Genomic DNA, 22,764 nt, shown 5'->3' with positions numbered 1-22,764 from the left:
CTTCCTTCTCCGTTTAAATAACTTTGAACAGCCGCTAACTTTAATTCTTCTGAATATGTAATAAATATTGAACCTTTTTTAGTCATGAAAAATCCCCTCCAAGTAATAGTGTAACATCCATGTATGTGCATGGTCTTTTTACACTGTCTACTTAAAGGGGATAATATCATTCAAAAAATGAAAGAGTCCTTTTTTTATTTACTAGATGAGGTTTGTTTCAATACAAATTGCTCGATTGCATGAGCAACACCATGTTCGTTGTTTGTTAATGTTACAACGTCACATAGTTTTTTTACATCTTCTTCGGCATTTCCCATTGCTATAGATAAACCAGCAACTTGTAACATTGGCACGTCATTAAAGTTATCGCCGATTGCAACAGTATCTTCAATTGGTATATTGAAATAAGCTGCCATTTCTTGCAAACCATTGCCTTTATGACCATGCTTATCCATAATTTCTACATTAGTAGGAGCTGATGCCGTAACTGAAATGTCCGTATCTTCTTGTAAAGTTTGTAATAGCTGTGAACGATGAGCAGCATTAAATGTTAAAATGAAGAATTTAGATATTTCTAATTCTGGATTATTTACGACATCCTCTATTTTTTGGAAATCAGTAATTAAGTTAGATTTCTTTTGTTTTTCTGTAATTCTTTCCAGTTCCTCAAGTGTAACATCTAGTGTATGTTTATTTTCTTCGAATGCCTGCATGACTTGACATTGCCATGTATAAGGAGAATAAACCCCTTTATTTGTGTACAACTTATATGGGAAACCCTCAGATTCTAGTAATTTTGCAAGCTTGTATACTTTATCATTTTGTAAACAACGCGAGTTAATTACTTTTCCGTCCACATAAACAATTGCCCCATTGCTTGCTCCAACTGGAAGAGATAGTTTATATTCTTCCAATAATTTCAAAGCATCCTCTTTCGCACGGCCAGAACAAATCATTACAATATGACCAGCTTCTTTTGCGGTTTGGATAGCTTGTAAGTTCTCTTTGGAGATTTCAAGATTAGATGATAGTAGTGTACCATCCATATCTAGTGCGATTAATTTCAAAATGACCACCTCTTTGTTTCCATTATACATAGTTATATAGAGGAAACATATAAACTTATCTTGGAAAGATAGTATTTTATCCCGCATTAATTTGCCAGTAAAAGCTCGATTGGTGAGGGGGAATAATCAGTAGGGAATGGAACCCTTGCTGATTAAAGTTTCACTTTGTTTTGTAACAAAATAGAGATGAATAATATTATATTTCGCTTTATGACCGTAATGTTACACTAGTGTTACGAACATGATTGTAGTAGAAAACGCATTAAAACAAGGTTTTTGAGTGTTTATTTAAAAAAACGTAAAAAAAGTGTAATAAAATTTACGTAATTATATTGCAACGTAATAATACTTATGTTACATTAATGTTACAAACGTTACGTAATTAATTTCAATGTAACGTTAATATGAAAACTATGAACTAATCATTTCTTAGAAATTACATATAGATAACTTATAAAAAGGAGAATGAATGATATGAACAACGAGCAAGTATTAAACGTAACAAAAGGTGACTTCTTAGGATCAGCAAGCGGAGCAGTAGTATTAACAGCATTAATCGTATTTCTTTCAAGCGTATTAGTATAATAGAAGCTTTGTAACAAAAATAAGAGAAGGGAGAATGAAAATTATGAACAACGAGCAAGTATTAAACGTAACAAAAGGTGACTTCTTAGGATCAGCAAGCGGAGCRGTAGTATTAACAGCATTAATCGTATTTCTTTCAAGCGTATTAGTATAATAGAAGTTTTGTAACAAAAATAAGAGAAGGGAGAATGAAAATTATGAACAACGAGCAAGTATTAAACGTAACAAAAGGCGACTTCTTAGGATCAGCAAGCGGAGCAGTAGTATTAACAGCATTAATCGTATTTCTTTCAAGCGTATTAGTATAATAGAAATTTTGTAACAAAAACAAAAGAAGGGAGAATGAGGAATATGAACAAGGAACAAGTATTACAAGTAACAAAAATGGATATTTTAGTATCAGCAGGTGGAGCGGCTGTATTGACAGCGTTTATTATATTCCTTACAAATGTATTAGTATGATGAATATGGATAACAATAAGTTTTTATATACCGTACGTACCATTATTCTAAAAAAATAAAGACTCTAGCATATTAGTAAATAGTTAATATGTTGGGGTCTTTTTTGTTTTCCTCTCATATATCCCCTCAAGTATTAATGTTATCCCCTTATCCCGTAAAAGCCCGCTGATTAAAGTTTCACTGTATTTTAAAGAGAAAAAGGTCGAATTTTATATGTAAGAAAAAAAGAGGAATTTGACAGAAAAGATAGAAAATTTTAAAGGTCATAATTTGTTAGCTTGCTAACTAATTTCTATTAACGAACATTGGAAGCGTTTTCGGTTAGGTTTAATTATGAACCATTTAATCTATTTACAGGGGGATGAGGAATTTATGAAACAAAAATCTATGGATACGCTAGCTGCACAAATGGAGGATTTTTTCCCGGTACGTGATGTAGATCATATAGAATTTTACGTAGGAAATGCAAAGCAATCAAGTTATTATCTTGCAAGAGCGTTTGGATTCAAAATTGTAGCTTATTCTGGATTAGAAACAGGAAACCGTGAAAAGGTATCTTATGTTCTTGTGCAAAAGAATATGCGTTTTGTTGTGTCTGGAGCTTTAAGTAGCGATGGCCGTATTGCAGAGTTTGTAAAGACTCATGGTGATGGAGTGAAAGATGTGGCTTTACTTGTTGATGACGTTGATAAAGCTTACTCTGAAGCGGTGAAGCGTGGCGCTGTTGCGATTGCTCCTCCTGAAGAGTTAACAGATGAGGAAGGTACCTTGAAGAAAGCGGTTATTGGTACGTATGGTGATACAATTCATACGCTTGTAGAGCGTAAAAATTATAAAGGAACATTCATGCCAGGATTTCAAAAGGTAGAGTTCAATATTCCATTTGAAGAATCCGGTTTAATTGCTGTAGACCATGTCGTTGGTAACGTTGAGAAAATGGAAGAATGGGTTAGTTATTATGAGAACGTCATGGGATTTAAACAAATGATTCACTTTGATGATGACGATATTAGCACAGAGTATTCGGCATTAATGTCAAAAGTTATGACGAATGGAAGCCGTATTAAGTTTCCAATTAATGAACCAGCAGATGGAAAAAGAAAGTCGCAAATTCAAGAATATCTAGAGTTCTATAACGGAGCGGGTGTACAGCATCTTGCTTTATTAACAAGTGACATTGTAAAAACAATTGAAGTACTTCGTGCGAATGGTGTTGAGTTTTTAGATACGCCAGATACGTATTACGATGAGTTAACTGCACGAGTGGGGAAAATTGATGAAGAAATTGATAAATTAAAAGAATTGAAGATTCTAGTAGACCGTGACGAAGAAGGTTATTTATTACAAATCTTTACGAAACCAATTGTAGATCGTCCAACTCTATTTATTGAAATCATCCAACGTAAAGGTTCTCGTGGATTTGGCGAAGGGAACTTTAAAGCGTTATTCGAATCAATTGAAAGAGAACAAGAGCGTCGCGGAAATTTATAAAATTTGTATCCACCAGCAAGAGTTCCTTTGTTGGTGGAAATTTCATTTTCATAGGGAGGAATCATGATGAAATTTGTTACATTTCGTCTCCCCTCGAAAGAAATGCGGGCTGGATGGCTTGAAGGTGACAAAGTAATTGATATGAATCTTGCGAGTGATGGACAAATACCTTCTTCTATGTTCGCCTTTTTAGAGAAAGCAGATGAGTATGTAGAAGTATTGCGTAATATTAAGCATCCTGAAAAGGGTATATATTCCTTAGATGAAGTTCAATTAGCAGCGGCAATTCCTAATCCGAGTAGCATTCGAGATTTTTATGCATTTGAACAGCATGTAAAAACAGCCCGCGGAAGAAGAGGGTTAGATGTTGTACCTGAATGGTATGATATCCCGGTTTTTTATTTTACTAACCACCGTGCTGTTATTGGACCAGATGATTTTGTTATTGGTCCGAAGAAGTCTAAAAAACTTGATTATGAGTTAGAGATTGCTTGCGTAATTGGGAAAGAAGGACGAAACATTTCTCGTGAGCAAGCAGAGGAATATATTTTTGGGTACTGTATTATGAACGACTGGAGTGCAAGGGACTTACAAGCAACAGAAATGAAAGTAGGGCTTGGCCCAGCGAAAGGGAAAGACTTTGCAACTTCATTAGGAGCGTATCTCGTTACGAAAGAGGAATTAGACGTTTATCGTAACGGTGATCGTTATGATTTAGAGATGACTGCTCATGTAAATGGGCAACTGTTATCAAAAGGGAATTTCCAAGATATTTATTATGCATTCTCTGAAATGATTGAACGTGCTTCGGAAGATGTTACGTTATATCCAGGGGATGTTATCGGGTCTGGAACAGTAGGAACAGGCTGTATTTTGGAGCTTGGTACGGAAGAGTGGCTGCAAGATGGAGATGTTGTAGAACTTACGATTACTGGTTTAGGTACATTACGTAATACGGTCAAAAAAGAGATGGAAGCAGGTGATGGGCATGTATTATCGTCACATGGGGGAGCTACCTCATAAACGACATGTACAATTCCGTAAAAAGGATGGATCGCTTTATCGTGAACAGGTAATGGGAACAAAAGGTTTTTCTGGTACGCAGTCTATTTTGTATCATCATTATATGCCAACGGAAGTAGGTCATGCGGCATTATCGCATTCTTGTCAGTTACAGTATGAAGAGGATGCCCTTCTTGCTCATCGTCACTTTCGCACGAAAGAAAATAAGAAAAATGGTGATGCAGTAAGTGGAAGAACCTTCATACTTGGAAATGAAGATTTGTTAATTGGAGTAGTGAGTCCGGCAGAAAAAATGGATTATTTCTATCGTAATGGTGATGGCGATGAAATGTTATTCGTTCATTATGGAACAGGAAAAATTGAGACGATGTTTGGAACGATTCACTATAGAAAAGGTGATTATGTAACGATTCCAATTGGAACGATTTATCGTGTTATTCCAGATGAGGGAGAGACTAAGTTTCTTGTTGTAGAGGCAAATAGCCAAATTACAACACCAAGTCGCTATCGCAATGAGTATGGGCAACTGTTAGAGCATAGTCCGTTTTGTGAAAGAGATATTCGTGGTCCGGAGAAATTGGAGACATATGATGAAAAAGGTGAGTTTGTCGTAATGACAAAGTCGAGGGGTTATATGCATAAGCATGTTTTAGGGCACCATCCGTTAGATGTTGTTGGCTGGGATGGCTATTTATATCCATGGGTATTTAATGTTGAGGATTTTGAACCAATTACAGGTCGTATTCATCAGCCACCACCAGTACATCAAACATTCGAAGGTCATAATTTTGTTATTTGCTCTTTCGTACCACGCTTATATGATTATCATCCAGAATCAATTCCGGCACCATATTATCATAGTAATGTGAATAGTGATGAGGTACTTTACTATGTAGAAGGTAACTTTATGAGCCGAAAAGGTGTGGAAGAAGGTTCTATTACGCTTCATCCGAGCGGGATTCCACATGGGCCGCATCCTGGAAAAACAGAAGCGAGTATAGGGAAGAAAGAAACACTTGAATTGGCTGTTATGATAGATACATTCCGTCCGCTTCGTATTGTAAAACAAGCACATGAGACGGAAGATGAAAAGTATATGTATAGCTGGATTGAAGAGGGTTCATATACTGTGAAATAAGTAAAAAGAGGCATGCTCAATAAAGGAGCATGCCTCTTTTGTGGAATCGACATGTATAATAATACCAAAAACAGTTATGAAAAGATATATAGATATGATTGTGTGAATCTTTTTATAGAAAGAATGATAAGGGTATAGCGCGTATCTCGATAATTTTCTGTTTATTCCGACAAAAGTATTGACTAAAGAACATGCTGTGGGTAAAATGAAAAAAGTAAATTAAATTTTCAGACAACTAAAATCATGGAGGAGCACAGTATGAAGCAAATTTTTCAAAAGAAGCCGATTTCGACGTTACTGCAAGAAAGTAAACAAAAGACATTATCGAGAACGTTAGGGGCACTTGATTTAACAATGCTTGGAATCGGAGCAATTGTTGGAACTGGTATTTTTGTTCTTACTGGCGTTGTAGCAGCGAAACATTCTGGACCAGCTATTATATTATCATTTGCTATAGCTGCATTAGCTTGTGCCTTTGCTGCATTTTGTTACGCTGAATTTGCTTCTTCAGTTCCTGTCTCAGGGAGTGTGTACACGTACACGTATGCGACGATGGGAGAAGTATTTGCATTCTTAATTGGATGGGATTTAATGCTCGAGTATTTATTAGCTACATCTGCTGTAGCCAATGGATGGTCAGCGTATTTTCAATCGTTATTAAAGGGATTTGGGATTCATATTCCGACCATTCTCTCCTCGGCTCCTGGTACAGGAAAGGGTGGAATAATTGATCTACCTGCAGTTCTAATTATTCTAGTTATGACAGCTCTTTTATCTAGAGGTGTTCGTGAAAGTGCACGAATAAATAATATCATGGTATTTATTAAAATAGCGGTTGTTCTTATCTTTATCTTTGCTGGTTTTAATTATGTGAAACCTGAAAATTGGACGCCTTTTATGCCATTTGGTTTAGATGGTGTAATGGCTGGAGCTGCTACAGTATTCTTCGCATTCATAGGATTTGATGCAGTTTCAACAGCTGCAGAAGAAGTGAAACGTCCGCAACGTGATTTACCAATCGGCATTATCGCATCGTTATTAATTTGTACTGTTCTTTATATCGTTGTTTCACTTATTTTGACAGGAATTGTTCCATACGGACAGCTAAATATATCAGATCCAGTTGCCTTTGCACTTCAATTTATTGGACAAGATAGTTTAGCGGGAKTAATTTCGGTAGGAGCAATTACAGGGATTACAACTGTAATGCTAGTTATGATGTATGGGCAAGTTCGTGTTTCGTATGCGATGAGCCGAGATGGGCTTTTGCCGAAGCGTCTTGCTAAAGTTCATCCGAAATTTAAAACACCATTTTTAAATACATGGACAACTGGGATTATTGCAGCACTTATTTCAGGGCTAATTGATTTAAATGTTTTAGCACACCTTGTAAATATGGGGACATTGTCAGCCTTTGCACTTGTAGCAGTTGCGGTTATTGTCCTGAGAAGAACTCATCCTGACTTACCAAGGGCATTTAAGGCGCCTCTTGTACCATTTTTACCAGCGTTAACGGTAATTTTTTGTTTATACTTAATGCTTCAGTTATCCGGAACAGCGTGGATTAGTTTTGGGGTATGGATGGTTATTGGTATAGCAGTTTACTTTTTATATAGCCGAAAACATAGTGCTTTAAGTAATAGTAAAAAAGAAGAAGATGTAGCAAATTTATAAGTGGAAAAATCCATTCTAATTCTGTTAGAATGGATTTTGTTTTGAAAATTTACATTTTTCTGAATTTGTTATAAGATAATTGTTGGTTAATTAAGGGGGGGAAGTATGAAAAATACATGGCGTGAGTTAAGGGCGATGGATCGTAACGTATGGATTCGATTTATCGGTGAGACATTGAACGGAATTGCGATGATGATGTTAATGCCTTTTTTTGCACTATATTTAAAAGATAAGGTAGATTCTTTATTACAAGTTGGAATTATTATGGCGCTTTCTCCAATTGCTGCAAGCTTTGGCTCACTTATAGGCGGAAGAATAGCTGATATATATGGAAGAAAGCCAATTATGATATTTTCGATGGCGAGTAATGCATTACTAATGCTCGGTTTTTTATTTATAGAAGGGTTTATCCCATATGCTATTTTATCTATTTTTTTAGGGTTAAGTAATTCTCTATTTCATCCAGCGGCATCAGCGATGGTTGCAGATGTGACGGCGCCAGAAAAAAGAACAGAGGCATATGGTTTATTGCGAATGGGACACAATATTGGTGCTGCAATTGGGCCGATAATGGGAGTATCAGTAGTTGTTTTATCGAAGAACCTTGTTTTTATTATCGCTTCGTCGACAATGCTATTTTATGCATTACTTGTATTAATTTTTATTCAGGAGACAATGCCAAAAGCCGCAGATAAAAAAGAAGAGAATGAAGAGAGGAAATCAGGTGCGGTTTGGAAAATTTTAATGAGAGATAAGGCGTTAATGATTTATTTGCTAGCGGGAATCATTATTTCTATGGGATTTTCTCAAACAGAAGGCATGTTGCCGCTGCACTTTGATAACGAAATGAAGGGCATTAATAATCCATATCCATATTTAATGGCGCTAAATGGACTATTAGTTGTTTTATTTCAATTTCAAATTTCAAAATGGGCGGCAGATAAACCTGTCGGAAAGACGATGTTATACGGTGCGTGTTTGTTCGGAATTGGTTTGTTTTTTATAGGGTGGTTACCGAAGTGGTTTGGAGGATTAGATACAAATGCTACAATTATTTTAATAACGTTACTGTTCGTTTATGCAATATACACGTTAGGTGAGATGATTATGTCACCTGTACAGATGACGTTTGTAGCGAATTTGGCCCCTGAGCATTTGAGAGGAACATATATGGGAGCGGCCAGTTTGCAGTGGATCACAGGGGGGGCATTTGGTCCACTTCTTGGTGGTTTTCTATTGGATCGTTTGCTTGGTCACTTCTTATTTACAATTTTAGGTGTGGGATGTGTAGTTGCAGGCTTTGTATATGTTTCTTTAGATCGTCTTGTTGAGCAGAGGCAAAAAGATACGCTTACAAAACAGTCTTCTTAATAAAATGAAACTTTAATCAGTGTTTTTTCATTCTCCATAAATGGTAGGATAATATAGATGACATACACAAAAAGTGGATTTCTACATATTTTAGGTACATAACCAGATTAGATAGCAATCTTACTTTAAAGTTTAATTATGTTTGGGTGTGTAGAAAATTAAAGAGGAAAAGTGTAGAAAACCAATAAGTGGTGTCTTTTAATTATTTATGGAAGTTACATTTTATTTCAAATAGGAACTACCTATTTTTATAAAAAGTGCTAAAATAGAAAAATGAAAACAATTGGTTAGGGTGATTTCAGTGACAAAAATTAAATTAGGTTTATTATACGGTGGAAAATCAGCTGAGCATCAAGTTTCGTTACAAACGGCTCTTGCTGCTATTAAAGCATTAAATCAAGATAAATTCGAGATTCATCCAATTTATATTACAGAACAAGGTCAATGGGTACGCGGTGAGCGTATTGAAGGTGAAGTAACAGATGTTGAAACTTTAAAAATGAGCGGTGCAGAAAATGCGATTTCCCCGTTATCATTAAGCACAGAAATTATTCCGTCTGCAACTTCTCAAGAAGATGCGATTGACGTTATTTTTCCATTACTACATGGGCCAAACGGTGAAGATGGAACGGTTCAAGGATTATTAGAATTAATGAACATTCCTTATGTAGGTAACGGTGTATTAGCATCAGCTGCTGGTATGGATAAAGTCGTTATGAAAAATATCTTTGCAGAAGCTGGATTGAAACAAGCGAAATATGCATCTTTCATTCGTAGCGCATGGGAAAAAGATAGTGAAATAGCGTATGAAAAAGTAGAAGAAGTATTAGGATATCCTTGCTTCGTAAAACCAGCAAACCTTGGTTCAAGTGTTGGTATTAATAAGTGTAACGATCGTGAAGAGCTTGAGAATGCATTCGAAGAGGCATTCCAATTTGACCGTAAAATTATTGTAGAAGAAAATATTGTAGGTCGTGAAGTAGAAGTTGGTGTATTAGGTAATGATGAGCCGAAATGTTCTGTTGTAGGTGAAATTGTACCGAAAAAAGATTTTTATGATTACAAATCGAAATACATCGATGGTGATACAGCGTTAATTATTCCAGCTGAAATGACAGAAGAAGAGTCTAATGTAATTAAGCGAGATGCAATTATTGCATTCCAATCATTAGATGGTTCTGGCTTAACACGAGCTGATTTCTTCTTAACGAAAGATGGAGAACTATATATTAACGAAGTAAACACAATGCCAGGATTCACGCCGTTTAGTATGTTCCCGCTATTATGGCAACATACAGGGTTACCGTATCCAGAATTAATTGAAGAGTTGATTCGTTTAGCGATTGAACGTCACGAAGAAAAACAAAAAATTAAATATACAATCTAACAAAAAAGGAGGAAGCACTATTCGAAGGAATAGTGCTTCCTCTATGTAAGGAGTGTTTTTTTATGATTAAGCGAACGTTAAAACAAGTAGAGAAAATGGTAGATGGTACTGGATTAGCAGAGAAATATGAGGGAATTACTATACAAGGAGCATCTATTGATACGAGAAAGATTGAAAAAGGAAACTTATATGTTCCGATTCAAGGTGAACGTTTCGATGGACATGCTTTTGTAGATAAAGCTGTTGAAAACGGGGCGATTGCTACATTGTGGATGAAAGATGTAGAAAACCCACCTGAAAATCTTCCAGTTATTTTTGTAGAAGATACACTAGCAGCATTGCAAATGTTAGCGAAAAACTATCGTGATCAATTGGATGTAAAAGTTGTTGGTGTAACGGGTAGTAATGGTAAAACATCTACGAAAGATATTGTAACAAGTATTCTTGCGACTAAATTTAAAGTTCAAAAAACAGAAGGTAATTTCAACAACCATATCGGCTTACCTCTTACTATTTTAAATTTAGAGGAAAATACGGAAGTAGCTGTATTAGAAATGGGCATGTCAAGCCGAGGTGAAATTGAATTTCTATCTAAGTTAGCTCGTCCTAATGCAGCTATTATCACGAACATTGGTGAGGCACACTTAATGGATTTAGGCTCTCGTGAGGCAATTGCTGAAGCGAAGTTAGAAATTGTTACAGGTTTACAAGAAGGTGGAGTTTTCGTATATAATGGGGATGAGCCGCTATTAACAAATCGTGTTCCGGAAATGAATTTAGCAGCTGAAACAGTTACATTTGGTGATGCGAGAGCAAATGATTATTATCCAACTACTGTAACATTACAGGCGACTGGGACACACTTTAAGATGAATAGAGATGAAACTTTGTCATTCTATCTGCCAGTACTAGGAAAGCATAATGTATATAATACGCTTGCTTCAATGGCAATTGCAAAAAATTTTGGTGTAACGTGGGAAGAAATGAAAAAAGGTTTAGTAACACTTCAAATGACAGGTATGCGTATGGAAATTGTAAAAAAAGATAGTGGTTTAACAATTATCAATGATGCTTATAATGCTAGTCCAACAGCTATGGAAGCTGCGTTCCACCTAATGAATGGTTTAGATGGATTTGCTAAAAAAATTGTTGTACTTGGTGATATGTTAGAACTTGGAAATCAAGAAGTGCAATTTCATTATGAAGTAGGTAAATTAATTGATCCAGCAAAGATCTCATATGTATTCACATATGGTAGATTAGGGGCTGAAATTGCTGAAGGTGCAAAAATTAATTTCCCTAAAGACCGTGTAAAAGCGTATGATAGTAAAGAAGAGTTAATAAAAGAGTTGCAAGCAGTAGTTGATGCAAAAGATGTTGTGCTAGTAAAAGCGTCTCGCGGTATGAAATTAGAAGAAGTAATTACGATGTTGAAATAATTGGTGTATATAAATAGGGATGATAGCCACGAAAATAGTGGAAACTTATAATAAGCGCTTACAGTAAATGATAAAAAAATAAAAGTAAAGAAAAAAGCTCTGAATATGAAATAAGGTAACAGTTGGGGTTTGCTTTTTACACCTACAAAACTTATAATTGATAAAGTGTAATAACGTTTAGAAGTATTTTCGTGAAGAATATACGCCCGGTTATACGTCAGTATTCAGGAAAAGGGCTTTTCCGCAAGTTCGGAAAACGCCTTTTTTTAAATGATAAGTATAGGATAGAAAAGGAGAAGTAACATTGACAACATTTCGAGAATTAGGATTAAGTGAGTCTTTACTACAATCTGTTGAAAGTATGGGCTTTGAAGAGGCTACGCCGATTCAAGCTGAAACAATTCCATATGCATTGCAAGGTAAGGATATTATTGGGCAAGCGCAAACAGGTACAGGGAAAACAGCAGCATTCGGATTACCACTATTAGATAAAGTGAATACAAATAAAGAAGCAGTTCAAGGTATTGTTATCGCGCCAACGCGCGAATTAGCAATTCAAGTTGGAGAAGAGCTATACAAACTTGGTAAACATAAACGTGTTCGTATTCTACCAATTTATGGTGGTCAAGATATTAACCGCCAAATTCGTGCTCTAAAAAAACACCCACACATTATTGTTGGTACGCCGGGTCGTATTTTAGATCATATTAACCGTAAAACACTTCGCTTACAAAACGTAGAGACTGTTGTTCTTGACGAAGCGGATGAAATGTTAAACATGGGCTTCATTGAAGATATTGAAGCGATTTTAACAGATGTGCCAGAAACACATCAAACATTATTATTCTCAGCGACAATGCCAGATCCAATCCGTCGTATTGCTGAGCGTTTCATGACTGAGCCTCAACACATTAAAGTAAAAGCAAAAGAAGTAACAATGCCAAACATTCAGCAGTTCTATTTAGAAGTGCAAGAAAAGAATAAGTTTGACGTGTTAACACGCTTACTAGATATTCAATCTCCAGAGCTTGCAATCATATTCGGTCGTACAAAGCGTCGTGTTGATGAATTATCAGAAGCATTAAACTTACGTGGTTATGCAGCAGAAGGTATTCATGGTGACTTAACACAAGCGAAACGTATGTCTGTATTACGTAAATTTAAAGAAGGTGCTATTGAAGTTCTTGTTGCAACAGACGTTGCTGCACGTGGTCTTGATATTTCAGGCGTAACACACGTATACAACTTCGATATCCCACAAGATCCAGAATCATACGTTCACCGTATCGGTCGTACTGGCCGTGCAGGTAAAAAAGGTATTGCAATGTTATTTGTAACACCACGTGAATCAGGACAATTAAAAAATATCGAGCGTACAACAAAACGTAAGGTTGATCGTATGGAAGCACCGACACTTGACGAGGCATTAGAAGGTCAACAACGTTTAATCGCTGAAAAACTTCAAAGCACAATCCAAAATGAAAACTTATCATACTACAAGCGTATTGCAGAAGAAATGTTAGAAGAGAATGATTCTGTAACAGTAGTAGCTGCTGCTTTAAAAATGATGACAAAAGAGCCGGATACAACTCCAATCGCTTTAACATCAGAACCACCAGTTGTTTCAAGAGGTGGCGGTTCTAAAAAACGCGGTGGTAACGGAAGTGGATACCGTGATGGTAACCGTAATCGTAGTCGTGATGGACGTGGAAGCGGAAGTGGCGATGGTCGTAACCGTGATCGTAATCGTGATGGACGTGGAAGCGGAAGTGGCGATGGTCGTAACCGTGATCGCAATCGTGATGGTGGTAGTGGTAGCCGTGATGGTAACCGTGGTCGTAAAGGTGAAGGTCGCCCTGGATCTTCAAATGGACGCGGCGAAAGAAAACATCATAGCCGTCCACAAGCTTAATAAAAAAGAGAATGCCCTTTGCTGGCATTCTCTTTTTTTATTTCTGTAATTGTGCATACTACATAATAACTCGTATAGAAATGAGGTGCTATATGCTTGTAAGACTTGGGTATGTTGCGATGAGTGTGCATTTGAAGAATGCATCTCCATCTCAAACGATGACATATGCACAGTTTCAGCGGATTGATGATCGAGAGGCTGCGATTCGTAAACTCGAAAGAATCGCTAATTCGAATTTGGAAAATTGCTTACGATTATTAAAGCATAATAAAGGACATGATATATCTTTCTTTCGACTTAGTTCCAAGCTCATTCCTTTAGCGAATCATGAGGAGTTGTTAGATTGGAACTATATTCGTCCTTTAAAAGAAAATCTGAAAGAATTAGGTGAATATGCAATTCGTATGAATATGCGAATTGACTTCCATCCAGATCATTTTGTTGTACTAAATTCACCTGAGGAGAGTATTTTTAAACAATCTGTAAAGACATTGCAGATGCACAAAAAATTGTTAAAGGGTATGGGAATGGAACATAAGCAACGATGTGTATTACATGTGGGAGGAGGTTATAAAGATAAGGAGCTCGCATTAGAACGCTTTATAGAAAATTGGTCAACTGTTCCAAGAGGTATTCAAGAGATGATTATATTAGAAAATGATGACACGACCTTTTCTTTAGAAGAAACATTGTATTTAGGTGAGAAATTAGACATTCCAGTCGTGTTTGACTTGCACCATCATATGATGAATAATGACCAGGAAGATTGGCATGAAGATTGGGCACGTGTTGTACATACGTGGGAATCGTCTTTATTACCAGTTAAAATGCACATCTCTAGTCCTAGAGATGGAAAAGATCCAAGAGCACATGCGGATTTTATTGATGTAGATACCTTCTTATCTTTTTTGAAAAAGATAAAGGGGAGTGTTCCGCAAATTGATTGTATGATTGAGGCGAAGAAAAAGGATGAGTCTTTATTTCAACTAATGAGAGAGTTAAGTAAACAAACAGATGTGGAAATTGTCGATGGTGCGAGCTTTTATATTAAATAAGCTCTGCGCCATCGGTTTTTTTTTGTCCGATTGGTGCGGGCTAATAATCAGTGGGGGATGGACAACCCCCCCACTGATTAAAGTTTCACTTTATTAAAAAAGGGGTGCACATGCCGCCGATGATCAGTCCTGTTAAATGGCTTATAGGATTGGCAGAGGGATTAAAGAAAGTAAATAGTAGTAATATAAGTATCATTATTGAAAAAATAGCGATGTCTCTTGGTTTTGAAGAACGATATCGACTATACAATAAAAATAATTGGGCGCCTAGTAATCCGAAAATACCACCAGATGCTCCGGCGTGAATATATTCAAAAGGCATAATAATATAAGAAGAAATATTCCCGAGAATGCCAGAAAGGAAAAAAATAATGATGAAAGAAAAGTGTCCTAGTTGTTTTTCAATAGAAGAACCAAGTACAAATAAACAAATACTATTAGAAAGAAAATGTTGTAAGTCTACGTGTACAAGTAAGGAAGTTATGACACGCCACCATTCTCCTTTAGCGATATATTCATTGTAGGCTGCCAGGTGAAAGAGGGAAAAGTCGCTCAATATAATCATGACTAATTGTATAAGAAGTAAAGAGATGATAATCGGTTGTAAGGAAATGCGAGTGGATGGTATTAGCATGTTGTTAGTATCACTCCTTTTGCATCAGAAAGATTCTCTGTTATTCTTACAATATGAATGAAGAAAGCTAAATAGAAGAAGGGGATTTTGAAATGATTGTAGGGATTGGAATCGATATTATTGAGTTAAATCGAATTGAAAAAATGCTAGATGGAAAGCTTAAATTTATGGAACGTATTTTAACTGAAAGAGAACGTGGTGTTGCCGAGAGGCTGAAAGGAAGTCGCCTTACAGAATTCGTAGCTGGAAGATTTGCAGCAAAAGAGGCGTATTCTAAAGCGGTAGGGACCGGTATCGGGAAAGAAGTGAGTTTTTTAGATATTGAAGTAAGGAATGATGATAGAGGTAAGCCGATTATCATTACAAATACAGAGCATATTGTTCATTTATCAATTAGTCATAGTAAAGAATTTGCCGTTGCTCAAGTTGTTTTGGAAAGCTCGTCACGCTAGTCTGCATATTTTATATCTTTGTCTCATATATTTGAGGTAGCGATAAGGAAGGCATATCTTCCATTCATTTATAGGGGCAAAGGGGCTGAAGTGATGAAAAGGCGTCTGTTTTTAGTTCTTGTCGGTTTGTTGACCGTTTTTGTGTTGGCGGGTTGTATGGAAAAGAAACAGGAAGATGTTGTGAGAGATTTAGAAGCGAAAGTTAAAAGTATGAAGAGTTATCAAGCTGAAGCGAAATTATCTATTAAAACAGGAAATGAGCCTCAGGAGTACAATGTCGAAATTTGGCATAAAGAACCTTCGTATTATCGTGTGAATTTGCAGAATGCGAAAAAGGATCAGAGTCAAATTATTTTAAGAAATGATGAAGGTGTATTTGTATTAACACCGGCGCTTAATAAGAGTTTCCGTTTTCAAAGTGATTGGCCGCAAAATAGTAGCCAGGCTTATTTATATGAATCACTTGTAAGAGATATTTTGCAAGATAAGAAAAATCTCTCTTTCGAGAAAACAGATAAGTATTATGTATTTAAAACAAAAACAAATTATCAACATCAAAATATGTTGCCGAAACAAGAAATTAAGCTGAATAAAAGTGATTTAACACCAGTTTCTGTGAAGCTGATGGATAATGACCAAAATGTCCTTGTAAAAGTAGATTTCACTAAAGTAAAGTTTGATGCAAAGTTTGATAAAGGTGCATTTGATACGAAACAAAATATGTCTAGAGCACAAGTGGATGTTCAGACGGCAGCGAAAGAAGACAAACCGTTTGCTATTTTGTATCCGCGTGATACGCCGCAAGGCATGACTTTGAAAGAGGAAGAAGAGTTGAAGACAGACAGTGGCAAGCGTGCAATACTCACATACACTGGAAGTAAGAAATCCTTTACTTTAATACAAGAAAAGGCAAAAGTTGCAGAGGCCTCATCGGCGGTAAGTGTAAGTGGAGAGCCGGTTGATCTTGGTTTCACGATTGGTGCATTGACGAAAGACTCTGTAACGTGGTCGCATAACGGAGTAGAATATATGCTCGTGTCTAAAGGTTTAGAGCCGAATGAGTTGTTGATGGTTGCTCGTTCGGTTACAGCGAAGCAAGTGAAGTAAACATCTTAGACGTGGTGATATATGTGCACCGCGTCTTTTCTTAGTTTGAAGGTGGATTTCATAAAAGAAGCATATAAAAGAATAAGCTTCGCATATCGTGTATAAGGAAGTGTATTTATGGAAGACGCACCGTTTTACCGTGACACCTGGGTGGAAGTGGATTTAGATGCGATTTACAACAATGTTACGCATATTAAAGAGTTCATTCCAAGTGATGTAGAGATTTTTGCTGTAGTTAAAGCGAATGCATATGGGCACGATTATGTACCGGTGGCTAAAACTGCATTAGAAGCAGGAGCGACAAGATTAGCAGTTGCTTTTTTAGATGAAGCTTTAGTGCTTCGGAGGGCTGGTATTACTGCACCAATTTTAGTATTAGGTCCTTCCCCGCCCCGTGATGTAAATGTAGCTGCTGAAAATGATGTAGCATTAACTGTTTTTCAAAAAGAATGGGTGGAAGAAGCGATAAAGCTCTGGGATGGTTCATCAATAATGAAATTCCATATTAATTTTGATAGTGGTATGGGGAGAATCGGAATACGTGAACGCAAAGAATTAAAAGGGTTCTTAAAGAGTTTAGAAGGTGCGCCATTTTTAGAGTTAGAAGGAGTATATACGCATTTTGCAACAGCGGATGAGGTTGAGACTTCTTACTTTGATAAGCAATATAATACATTCTTGCAGCAGTTAAGTTGGTTGAAAGAATTTGGAGTAAATCCTAAATTTGTCCATACAGCCAATAGCGCTGCAACGTTAAGGTTTCAAGGGATTACATTTAATGCGGTGCGAGTTGGTATTGCGATGTATGGATTATCCCCATCTGTAGAAATACGTCCTTTTTTACCATTTAAATTGGAACCGGCGTTGTCACTTCATACGAAAGTTGCTCATATTAAGCAAGTGATTAAAGGGGATGGAATTAGTTATAATGTCACATACCGAACGAGAACTGAAGAATGGATTGCGACAGTTGCAATTGGATATGCAGATGGCTGGCTTAGAAGATTGCAAGGGTTTAAAGTACTTGTAAATGGTGAAAGAGTACCGATTGTGGGTCGAGTAACAATGGATCAATTCATGATACATCTTCCTTGTGAAGTGCCACTTGGTACGAAAGTTACACTCATTGGGAGACAAGGTGATGAGTATATTAGTGCTACTGAGGTCGCTGAATATTCCGGGACTATTAATTATGAAATTATCGCAACGATAAGCTTCCGTGTACCGAGAATATTTATACGAAACGGTAAAGTTGTAGAAGTAATCAATTATTTGAACGATATATAGAAGAAGGTATTATCGCTCAGTATCTCGTCATTTAGGGGATTTTCGCTAATGGAAAATAGGCTCTTTTTTGCTAGGGAGCTTCTTTTTATAATTGTTATTAATATAAGTTACAATGAAATGTTGCGGGAAGAATTGCTTTATTTCTTGTTTGAAAGAGATGAAAAGTAAAAGAAGATGAATGTTTTGTTTATGAATTGGAAAACATAAGCAGGGAATAAGGAAGTCTTTGCAACAGGCTCCATACAATGGTATTATTACAATAGGTGTCATATATATATTTGGGTGTGTAGTTGACGGTGGAGGTGTATTTTTGTGTCCGAATCAAGTGTAACTACTGAAATCGTGGTTCGGTTGCCAAAGCAAATGGTAACGGAATTGGACGGAATTGGAAAACAAGAGAATAAGAATCGCCATGAACTAATTTGCCAGGCAACACAACTGTTATTGCGTCAACATAAGACGAAGAAACGCTACCAACATGAATCAATGCGACGTGGGTACATTGAAATGGGAAAAATTAATCTTGGTATTGCATCTGAAGCTTTCTTAGCAGAGTATGAAGCAGCTCATACAGTAGAACGCTTAGTTAGCGGGGGGTAATATTTTGATTGTAAAACGCGGCGACGTGTATTTTGCAGACCTTTCCCCAGTTGTTGGTTCTGAGCAAGGAGGCGTTCGTCCGGTTCTTGTCATTCAAAATGACATCGGAAATCGTTTTAGTCCGACTGTGATTGTAGCGGCTATTACTGCACAGATTCAAAAAGCGAAATTACCCACTCATGTGGAAATTGATGCGAAAAAGTATGGTTTTGAGAGAGATTCTGTTATTTTACTTGAGCAGATTCGAACAATCGATAAGCAACGCTTAACGGACAAAATCACTCATTTGGATGAAGTGATGATGAGTCGTGTAGATGAAGCGTTACAAATTAGTTTAGGACTAATAGATTTTTAAATCGGCAGTTTAAGTTGCTCTCTTTACAGGGCAACTTTTTTTTATTATAGAGGAGGTTACGGTTGGATATGGAAATGGTAGATAATCGACAAGGGTTAATGAAGATGTTAGTGAAAGAATTAGGCTTTACAGAAAAGCAAGTTCGTCATGTTATTCAATTAACAGAAGAAGGTAACACAGTTCCATTTATCGCTCGTTACCGAAAAGAATGGACAGGATCTCTAGATGAGGTGCAAATTCGTGCAATCTTAGAAAGATGGCAATATATGATGCAACTAGAAGATAGGAAAGAAGAGGTTCTTCGTCTTATTGGTGAAAAGGGTAAACTAACCGAAGAGTTGCGTCGTCATATTGTTGCTGCAAAAAAACTTCAGGAAGTAGAAGATTTATATCGTCCATATAAAGAAAAAAGAAGAACGAAAGCTACAATTGCTAAAGAAAAGGGATTAGAACCGTTAGCTGAGTGGCTATTGTTATATAAAAAAGAAAATCCAGCAGAGAAGGCTATGGAATTTGTTAATGCAGAAAAAGAAGTGGCGTCTGCAGAAGATGCGTTGCAAGGTGCGCAAGATATTATTGCGGAACTTGTTTCGGATAATGCGGCATATCGTAGTTGGATTCGCAATACTACTTTCCGACAAGGGATTATGTCTTCATCTGTAAAAGATAAAGAAAAAGATGAAAAGAATATATATGAAATGTATTATGGCTATGAAGAACCGTTGCAAAAAGTAGTGCCACACCGTGTACTAGCTATGAATCGTGGTGAAAAGGAAGACGTATTAAGAGTTTCTGTTATCACGCCAATTGAAGAAATCCTTCAGTTTTTACATAAAAAAATGATTCTTGATGAAGCTTCTAAAAGTGCACATTATGTACAATTAGCGATGGAAGATGGATATAAGCGATTAATTCAACCTTCAATAGAAAGAGAAATTCGTAAAGAATTAATGGAAACGGCCGAAGAACAAGCGATTCATATTTTCTCTGAGAATTTACGTAATTTATTATTACAACCTCCGATGAAAGGGAAAGTTGTGTTAGCGGTAGATCCAGCGTATAGAACCGGTTGTAAATTAGCTGTAGTAGATGATACAGGAAAAGTTCTTCACATAGATGTTATTTATCCGCATCCGCCTGTTCGTAAATATGAGGATGCAAAAACGAAAATCCTTTCAATTATAGATAAATATGAAGTTGAAATGATAGCGATTGGAAATGGTACAGCTTCGAGGGAAACGGAAGAATTTATAGTAGATGTATTACAAAATGTAGAACGAGATGTATTTTACATTATTGTAAATGAAGCGGGTGCTAGTGTGTACTCAGCATCTGATGTAGCTCGCGAGGAGTTTCCGAATTTACAGGTTGAAGAAAGAAGTGCTGTTTCAATTGGGAGACGTCTGCAAGATCCACTTGCAGAGCTTGTGAAAATTGACCCTAAATCTGTTGGGGTGGGACAATATCAACATGATGTATCTCAAAAGAGATTAAATGAATCATTAACATTTGTAGTAGAGACAGCAGTTAACCGAGTTGGTGTTAATGTAAATACAGCTTCAGTTGCATTGTTGCAATATGTTTCGGGGTTATCAAAAACAGTTGCGAAAAATATTGTAGCTAAGCGTGAGGAAGATGGAAAATTCACGAAGCGTACTGAATTAAAGAAAATCCCGCGTTTAGGTGCAAAAACATATGAACAATGTATCGGGTTTTTACGTATATTAGAAGGAGCGAATCCGTTAGATCGCACAGGGATTCATCCAGAGCAATATAAAAATGTTGAATTGCTATTAAAGAGCTTAGGGTTATCGAAGAGTGATGTGGGGAAACCAAACTTGCAAAAGAGTTTAGAAGGAGTAGATATTTCTAAATTATCTCAAGAGACGGAGATTGGTGAGCCAACACTAGTTGATATTATGGATGCTTTAATTAGCCCGGAACGAGATATGAGGGATGAGTTGCCAAAGCCACTTTTGAAAAAGGGGATTTTAAAATTAGAAGATTTAAAGCGTGGTATGGAATTAGAGGGAACGATCCGCAATGTTGTTGATTTCGGTGCCTTTGTTGATATTGGCGTGAAGCAAGATGGTTTAGTGCATATTTCTAAACTAAGCAAACAATTTGTAAAGCATCCATTAGATATTGTATCCGTGGGACAAATTGTAAAGGTATGGGTAGATGATATTGATACGAAAAAAGGTCGTGTTGCATTATCAATGTTACCGATTGAATAGTAAGAAAAGAGAGCAGATGAAACTGCTCTTTTTTTATGAACTGGAAAGTTTAATTGATTATGAGCTTTGATGTATTTTACTATAATAAAACCAGCATTCATTTAGTAACTTGATTTGATACCGGTTTTTCTCAAAATATGCACGTTGCATTTGTTTCTTTAGCCACGTGGGCATAGGAATCCCTCCTTGTTTAATCCTGCTCTCAAAAAAGTAGCTCCTTTTAGTTAAGGTAACTTTGATGAGAGGTTGGTGAGTGGATTTCTAGCAATGCTGCATTTTTAGAAATCACGCTTCTTGAATGAGGATGGGTATATGTACTATTTACTATATGTATAAGAAGAGAGAAAAGTGTAAAAATATTTTTTAGTTTAGGAGGAATGAGAATGGATGAGCAAGAAATTCAGCGGTTAGTGGAAGAGGTATCGTTACAATGCTTTGGAATGCCGTTTTTACATAAAGCAATGTTTAATAGTAGGTTACGTACAACTGGTGGGCGCTATCTATTGAAGAATCATAATATAGAATTGAATTATCGATATTACGAAATATATGGTAAAGAAGAGTTAGTCGGGATTGTTAAACATGAACTTTGTCATTATCACTTACATATCACAGGAAAAGGGTATAAGCACCGAGATAGAGATTTTCGTGAGTTATTAAAGAAAGTAGCTGCACCACGTTTTTGCAAACGAATGATTAGTGAGGAGGAAACGAAAGTTTCTATGTATGAATGTATGGGGTGTTCATTTCAATATGTAAGAAGACGTCAAATAAATACACAAAGATATGTATGTGGAAAGTGTAAAGGACAACTAAAACTGGTAGTGAAAACATCTTGACAGTGAAAACGCAATCCAGTATATTATAAACATGTCCCGTTTGCGCAAGACGTTGTGAAAAAACTTCTTGACTTACGATGAGAAATTTTATAAGATACAAATTGTCTTTATTATTCCGCAGTAGCTCAGTGGTAGAGCTATCGGCTGTTAACCGATCGGTCGTAGGTTCGAGTCCTACCTGCGGAGCCATATAYAGAGAAGTACCCAAGTGGCTCAAGGGGCTCCCCTGCTAAGGGAGTAGATCGCKAACGCGGTGCGAGGGTTCGAATCCCTTCTTCTCTGCCATATATATTGGCCCGTTGGTCAAGTGGTTAAGACACCGCCCTTTCACGGCGGTAACACGGGTTCGAATCCCGTACGGGTCACCACTTCGGAGGATTAGCTCAGCTGGGAGAGCACCTGCCTTACAAGCAGGGGGTCGGCGGTTCGATCCCGTCATCCTCCACCATATAAATTATATAAATAATATTATCGCGGGGTGGAGCAGTACGGTAGCTCGTCGGGCTCATAACCCGAAGGTCGCAGGTTCAAATCCTGTCCCCGCAACCAAATGGTCCCGTGGTGTAGTGGTTAACATGCCTGCCTGTCACGCAGGAGATCGCCGGTTCGACCCCGGTCGGGACCGCCATTTTAACTTCTGCTATATGGC

23 protein-coding genes and 6 tRNA genes are annotated in these 22,764 nt (G+C 36.9%); 26 read left to right on the top strand and 3 right to left on the bottom strand.

Translation table 11 applies throughout. The annotated features are described in order from the left end of the window. Positions 1-194: 194 nt before the first annotated feature. Positions 195-1,067, bottom strand: coding sequence for a Cof-type HAD-IIB family hydrolase (locus AC1DTM_RS08035; RefSeq protein WP_016103356.1), 873 nt, complete (start codon positions 1,065-1,067; stop codon positions 195-197). A gap of 474 nt (positions 1,068-1,541) precedes the next feature. Between AC1DTM_RS08035 and AC1DTM_RS08030 the strand changes: the two genes are divergently transcribed. From AC1DTM_RS08030 to uvsE, 13 genes are all read left to right on the top strand, one after another. After that, entirely contained in the window at positions 1,542-1,652 is a 111-nt protein-coding gene (locus AC1DTM_RS08030; protein WP_001058532.1) for a DUF3948 family protein, read from the top strand. Between the two features lie 43 nt (positions 1,653-1,695). Continuing rightward, positions 1,696-1,806, top strand: coding sequence for a DUF3948 family protein (locus AC1DTM_RS08025; protein WP_001058532.1), 111 nt, complete (start codon positions 1,696-1,698; stop codon positions 1,804-1,806). 34 nt (positions 1,807-1,840) lie between these two features. Continuing rightward, positions 1,841-1,960 carry a DUF3948 family protein gene (locus AC1DTM_RS08020; RefSeq protein WP_002074222.1) on the top strand — a complete coding sequence of 40 codons (120 nt, stop codon included), beginning with the start codon at positions 1,841-1,843 and terminating at the stop codon, positions 1,958-1,960. 43 nt (positions 1,961-2,003) lie between these two features. After that, positions 2,004-2,114 (top strand): DUF3948 family protein, encoded by a 111-nt coding sequence (locus tag AC1DTM_RS08015; RefSeq protein ID WP_002113412.1) that lies wholly within the window; start codon positions 2,004-2,006, stop codon positions 2,112-2,114. Positions 2,115-2,486: 372 nt separating this feature from the next. Then, on the top strand, positions 2,487-3,605 hold the full coding sequence (gene hppD, locus AC1DTM_RS08010) for a 4-hydroxyphenylpyruvate dioxygenase (RefSeq protein ID WP_002113414.1): 1,119 nt from the start codon (positions 2,487-2,489) through the stop codon (positions 3,603-3,605). A gap of 66 nt (positions 3,606-3,671) precedes the next feature. Further along, on the top strand, positions 3,672-4,628 hold the full coding sequence (locus tag AC1DTM_RS08005; RefSeq protein WP_002159543.1) for a fumarylacetoacetate hydrolase family protein: 957 nt from the start codon (positions 3,672-3,674) through the stop codon (positions 4,626-4,628). Beyond that, on the top strand, positions 4,594-5,766 hold the full coding sequence (locus tag AC1DTM_RS08000; RefSeq protein WP_016103359.1) for a homogentisate 1,2-dioxygenase: 1,173 nt from the start codon (positions 4,594-4,596) through the stop codon (positions 5,764-5,766). The genes AC1DTM_RS08005 and AC1DTM_RS08000 overlap by 35 nt, the downstream gene beginning before the upstream one ends. A gap of 258 nt (positions 5,767-6,024) precedes the next feature. Further along, positions 6,025-7,440, top strand: coding sequence for an amino acid permease (locus AC1DTM_RS07995; RefSeq protein WP_477000143.1), 1,416 nt, complete (start codon positions 6,025-6,027; stop codon positions 7,438-7,440). A gap of 105 nt (positions 7,441-7,545) precedes the next feature. After that, the gene (locus AC1DTM_RS07990; protein WP_016103360.1) at positions 7,546-8,811 is read left to right on the top strand and encodes an MDR family MFS transporter; all 1,266 of its coding nucleotides are present in this window, start codon (positions 7,546-7,548) and stop codon (positions 8,809-8,811) included. Positions 8,812-9,112: 301 nt separating this feature from the next. Then, positions 9,113-10,198, top strand: a complete 1,086-nt coding sequence (locus tag AC1DTM_RS07985; protein ID WP_002159539.1) for a D-alanine--D-alanine ligase — start codon at positions 9,113-9,115, stop codon at positions 10,196-10,198. A gap of 62 nt (positions 10,199-10,260) precedes the next feature. Continuing rightward, entirely contained in the window at positions 10,261-11,637 is a 1,377-nt protein-coding gene (locus AC1DTM_RS07980) for a UDP-N-acetylmuramoyl-tripeptide--D-alanyl-D-alanine ligase (RefSeq protein WP_477000142.1), read from the top strand. Positions 11,638-11,941: 304 nt separating this feature from the next. Continuing rightward, a complete protein-coding gene (gene cshA / locus AC1DTM_RS07975) occupies positions 11,942-13,549 on the top strand; it encodes a degradosome RNA helicase CshA (RefSeq protein WP_002159537.1) in 1,608 nt (535 codons plus the stop codon). Positions 13,550-13,641: 92 nt separating this feature from the next. After that, the gene (gene uvsE, locus AC1DTM_RS07970; protein WP_002159536.1) at positions 13,642-14,604 is read left to right on the top strand and encodes a UV DNA damage repair endonuclease UvsE; all 963 of its coding nucleotides are present in this window, start codon (positions 13,642-13,644) and stop codon (positions 14,602-14,604) included. An 85-nt stretch (positions 14,605-14,689) separates the two neighbouring features. Here the strand turns inward: uvsE and AC1DTM_RS07965 are convergent, their stop codons facing one another. Then, complete coding sequence (locus AC1DTM_RS07965; protein ID WP_002159535.1) at positions 14,690-15,238, bottom strand: rhomboid family intramembrane serine protease; 549 nt, start codon at positions 15,236-15,238, stop codon at positions 14,690-14,692. 92 nt (positions 15,239-15,330) lie between these two features. Between AC1DTM_RS07965 and acpS the strand changes: the two genes are divergently transcribed. The 6 genes from acpS (at position 15,331) to AC1DTM_RS07935 (ending at position 21,276) form a co-directional block, all read left to right on the top strand. Then, a complete protein-coding gene (gene acpS / locus AC1DTM_RS07960; RefSeq protein WP_016103363.1) occupies positions 15,331-15,690 on the top strand; it encodes a holo-ACP synthase in 360 nt (119 codons plus the stop codon). 156 nt (positions 15,691-15,846) lie between these two features. After that, positions 15,847-16,797, top strand: a complete 951-nt coding sequence (locus tag AC1DTM_RS07955; RefSeq protein WP_002151402.1) for a LolA family protein — start codon at positions 15,847-15,849, stop codon at positions 16,795-16,797. A 117-nt stretch (positions 16,798-16,914) separates the two neighbouring features. Continuing rightward, entirely contained in the window at positions 16,915-18,084 is a 1,170-nt protein-coding gene (alr, locus tag AC1DTM_RS07950) for an alanine racemase (RefSeq protein ID WP_002159533.1), read from the top strand. 312 nt (positions 18,085-18,396) lie between these two features. Next, the gene (locus tag AC1DTM_RS07945) at positions 18,397-18,684 is read left to right on the top strand and encodes an antitoxin EndoAI (protein ID WP_000004570.1); all 288 of its coding nucleotides are present in this window, start codon (positions 18,397-18,399) and stop codon (positions 18,682-18,684) included. Between the two features lie 4 nt (positions 18,685-18,688). Further along, complete coding sequence (gene ndoA, locus AC1DTM_RS07940) at positions 18,689-19,039, top strand: type II toxin-antitoxin system endoribonuclease NdoA (RefSeq protein ID WP_000635965.1); 351 nt, start codon at positions 18,689-18,691, stop codon at positions 19,037-19,039. A 68-nt stretch (positions 19,040-19,107) separates the two neighbouring features. Beyond that, positions 19,108-21,276: a Tex family protein gene (locus AC1DTM_RS07935; RefSeq protein WP_016103364.1), complete on the top strand. Its 2,169-nt coding sequence runs from the start codon at positions 19,108-19,110 to the stop codon at positions 21,274-21,276. A gap of 57 nt (positions 21,277-21,333) precedes the next feature. On the opposite strand, the gene cmpA is transcribed toward AC1DTM_RS07935, so the two are convergent. Then, the gene (cmpA, locus tag AC1DTM_RS07930) at positions 21,334-21,450 is read right to left on the bottom strand and encodes a cortex morphogenetic protein CmpA (RefSeq protein ID WP_001143642.1); all 117 of its coding nucleotides are present in this window, start codon (positions 21,448-21,450) and stop codon (positions 21,334-21,336) included. Positions 21,451-21,659: 209 nt separating this feature from the next. Here cmpA and AC1DTM_RS07925 point away from each other — a divergent pair, with 209 nt between their 5' ends. The 7 genes from AC1DTM_RS07925 to AC1DTM_RS07895 all read left to right on the top strand — a co-directional run bounded on the left by AC1DTM_RS07925 (position 21,660) and on the right by AC1DTM_RS07895 (position 22,743). Further along, positions 21,660-22,115, top strand: coding sequence for a SprT family protein (locus AC1DTM_RS07925; RefSeq protein ID WP_002159531.1), 456 nt, complete (start codon positions 21,660-21,662; stop codon positions 22,113-22,115). Positions 22,116-22,229: 114 nt separating this feature from the next. Continuing rightward, positions 22,230-22,304 (top strand) — tRNA-Asn (locus AC1DTM_RS07920). Positions 22,305-22,309: 5 nt separating this feature from the next. Continuing rightward, a tRNA-Ser gene (locus AC1DTM_RS07915) sits at positions 22,310-22,400 on the top strand. A gap of 8 nt (positions 22,401-22,408) precedes the next feature. Further along, a tRNA-Glu gene (locus tag AC1DTM_RS07910) sits at positions 22,409-22,483 on the top strand. Positions 22,484-22,487: 4 nt separating this feature from the next. Further along, a tRNA-Val gene (locus AC1DTM_RS07905) sits at positions 22,488-22,563 on the top strand. A gap of 24 nt (positions 22,564-22,587) precedes the next feature. Then, positions 22,588-22,664: transfer RNA gene (locus AC1DTM_RS07900), tRNA-Met, on the top strand. A 3-nt stretch (positions 22,665-22,667) separates the two neighbouring features. After that, positions 22,668-22,743: transfer RNA gene (locus AC1DTM_RS07895), tRNA-Asp, on the top strand. Positions 22,744-22,764: the final 21 nt, after the last annotated feature.

The sequence above is a fragment of the Bacillus sp. P4_D3 genome, assembly GCF_056401855.1.
Note: the sequence above shows the minus strand (reverse complement) of the source record. Positions and strands in the feature narration are given on the sequence as shown.

What these genes read in the sequence shown, in the direction of transcription:
- AC1DTM_RS08030 (WP_001058532.1), top strand. Translation starts at nt 1,542, where the DNA reads ATGAACAACGAGCAAGTATTAAACGTAACAAAAGGTGACTTCTTAGGA.
- AC1DTM_RS08020 (WP_002074222.1), top strand. Translation starts at nt 1,841, where the DNA reads ATGAAAATTATGAACAACGAGCAAGTATTAAACGTAACAAAAGGCGAC.
- AC1DTM_RS08015 (WP_002113412.1), top strand. Translation starts at nt 2,004, where the DNA reads ATGAACAAGGAACAAGTATTACAAGTAACAAAAATGGATATTTTAGTA.
- hppD (WP_002113414.1), top strand. Translation starts at nt 2,487, where the DNA reads ATGAAACAAAAATCTATGGATACGCTAGCTGCACAAATGGAGGATTTT.
- AC1DTM_RS08005 (WP_002159543.1), top strand. Translation starts at nt 3,672, where the DNA reads ATGAAATTTGTTACATTTCGTCTCCCCTCGAAAGAAATGCGGGCTGGA.
- AC1DTM_RS08000 (WP_016103359.1), top strand. Translation starts at nt 4,594, where the DNA reads ATGTATTATCGTCACATGGGGGAGCTACCTCATAAACGACATGTACAA.
- AC1DTM_RS07990 (WP_016103360.1), top strand. Translation starts at nt 7,546, where the DNA reads ATGAAAAATACATGGCGTGAGTTAAGGGCGATGGATCGTAACGTATGG.
- AC1DTM_RS07980 (WP_477000142.1), top strand. Translation starts at nt 10,261, where the DNA reads ATGATTAAGCGAACGTTAAAACAAGTAGAGAAAATGGTAGATGGTACT.
- uvsE (WP_002159536.1), top strand. Translation starts at nt 13,642, where the DNA reads ATGCTTGTAAGACTTGGGTATGTTGCGATGAGTGTGCATTTGAAGAAT.
- AC1DTM_RS07965 (WP_002159535.1), bottom strand. Translation starts at nt 15,238, where the DNA reads ATGCTAATACCATCCACTCGCATTTCCTTACAACCGATTATCATCTCT.
- acpS (WP_016103363.1), top strand. Translation starts at nt 15,331, where the DNA reads ATGATTGTAGGGATTGGAATCGATATTATTGAGTTAAATCGAATTGAA.
- AC1DTM_RS07955 (WP_002151402.1), top strand. Translation starts at nt 15,847, where the DNA reads ATGGAAAAGAAACAGGAAGATGTTGTGAGAGATTTAGAAGCGAAAGTT.
- alr (WP_002159533.1), top strand. Translation starts at nt 16,915, where the DNA reads ATGGAAGACGCACCGTTTTACCGTGACACCTGGGTGGAAGTGGATTTA.
- AC1DTM_RS07935 (WP_016103364.1), top strand. Translation starts at nt 19,108, where the DNA reads ATGGAAATGGTAGATAATCGACAAGGGTTAATGAAGATGTTAGTGAAA.
- cmpA (WP_001143642.1), bottom strand. Translation starts at nt 21,450, where the DNA reads ATGCCCACGTGGCTAAAGAAACAAATGCAACGTGCATATTTTGAGAAA.
- AC1DTM_RS07925 (WP_002159531.1), top strand. Translation starts at nt 21,660, where the DNA reads ATGGATGAGCAAGAAATTCAGCGGTTAGTGGAAGAGGTATCGTTACAA.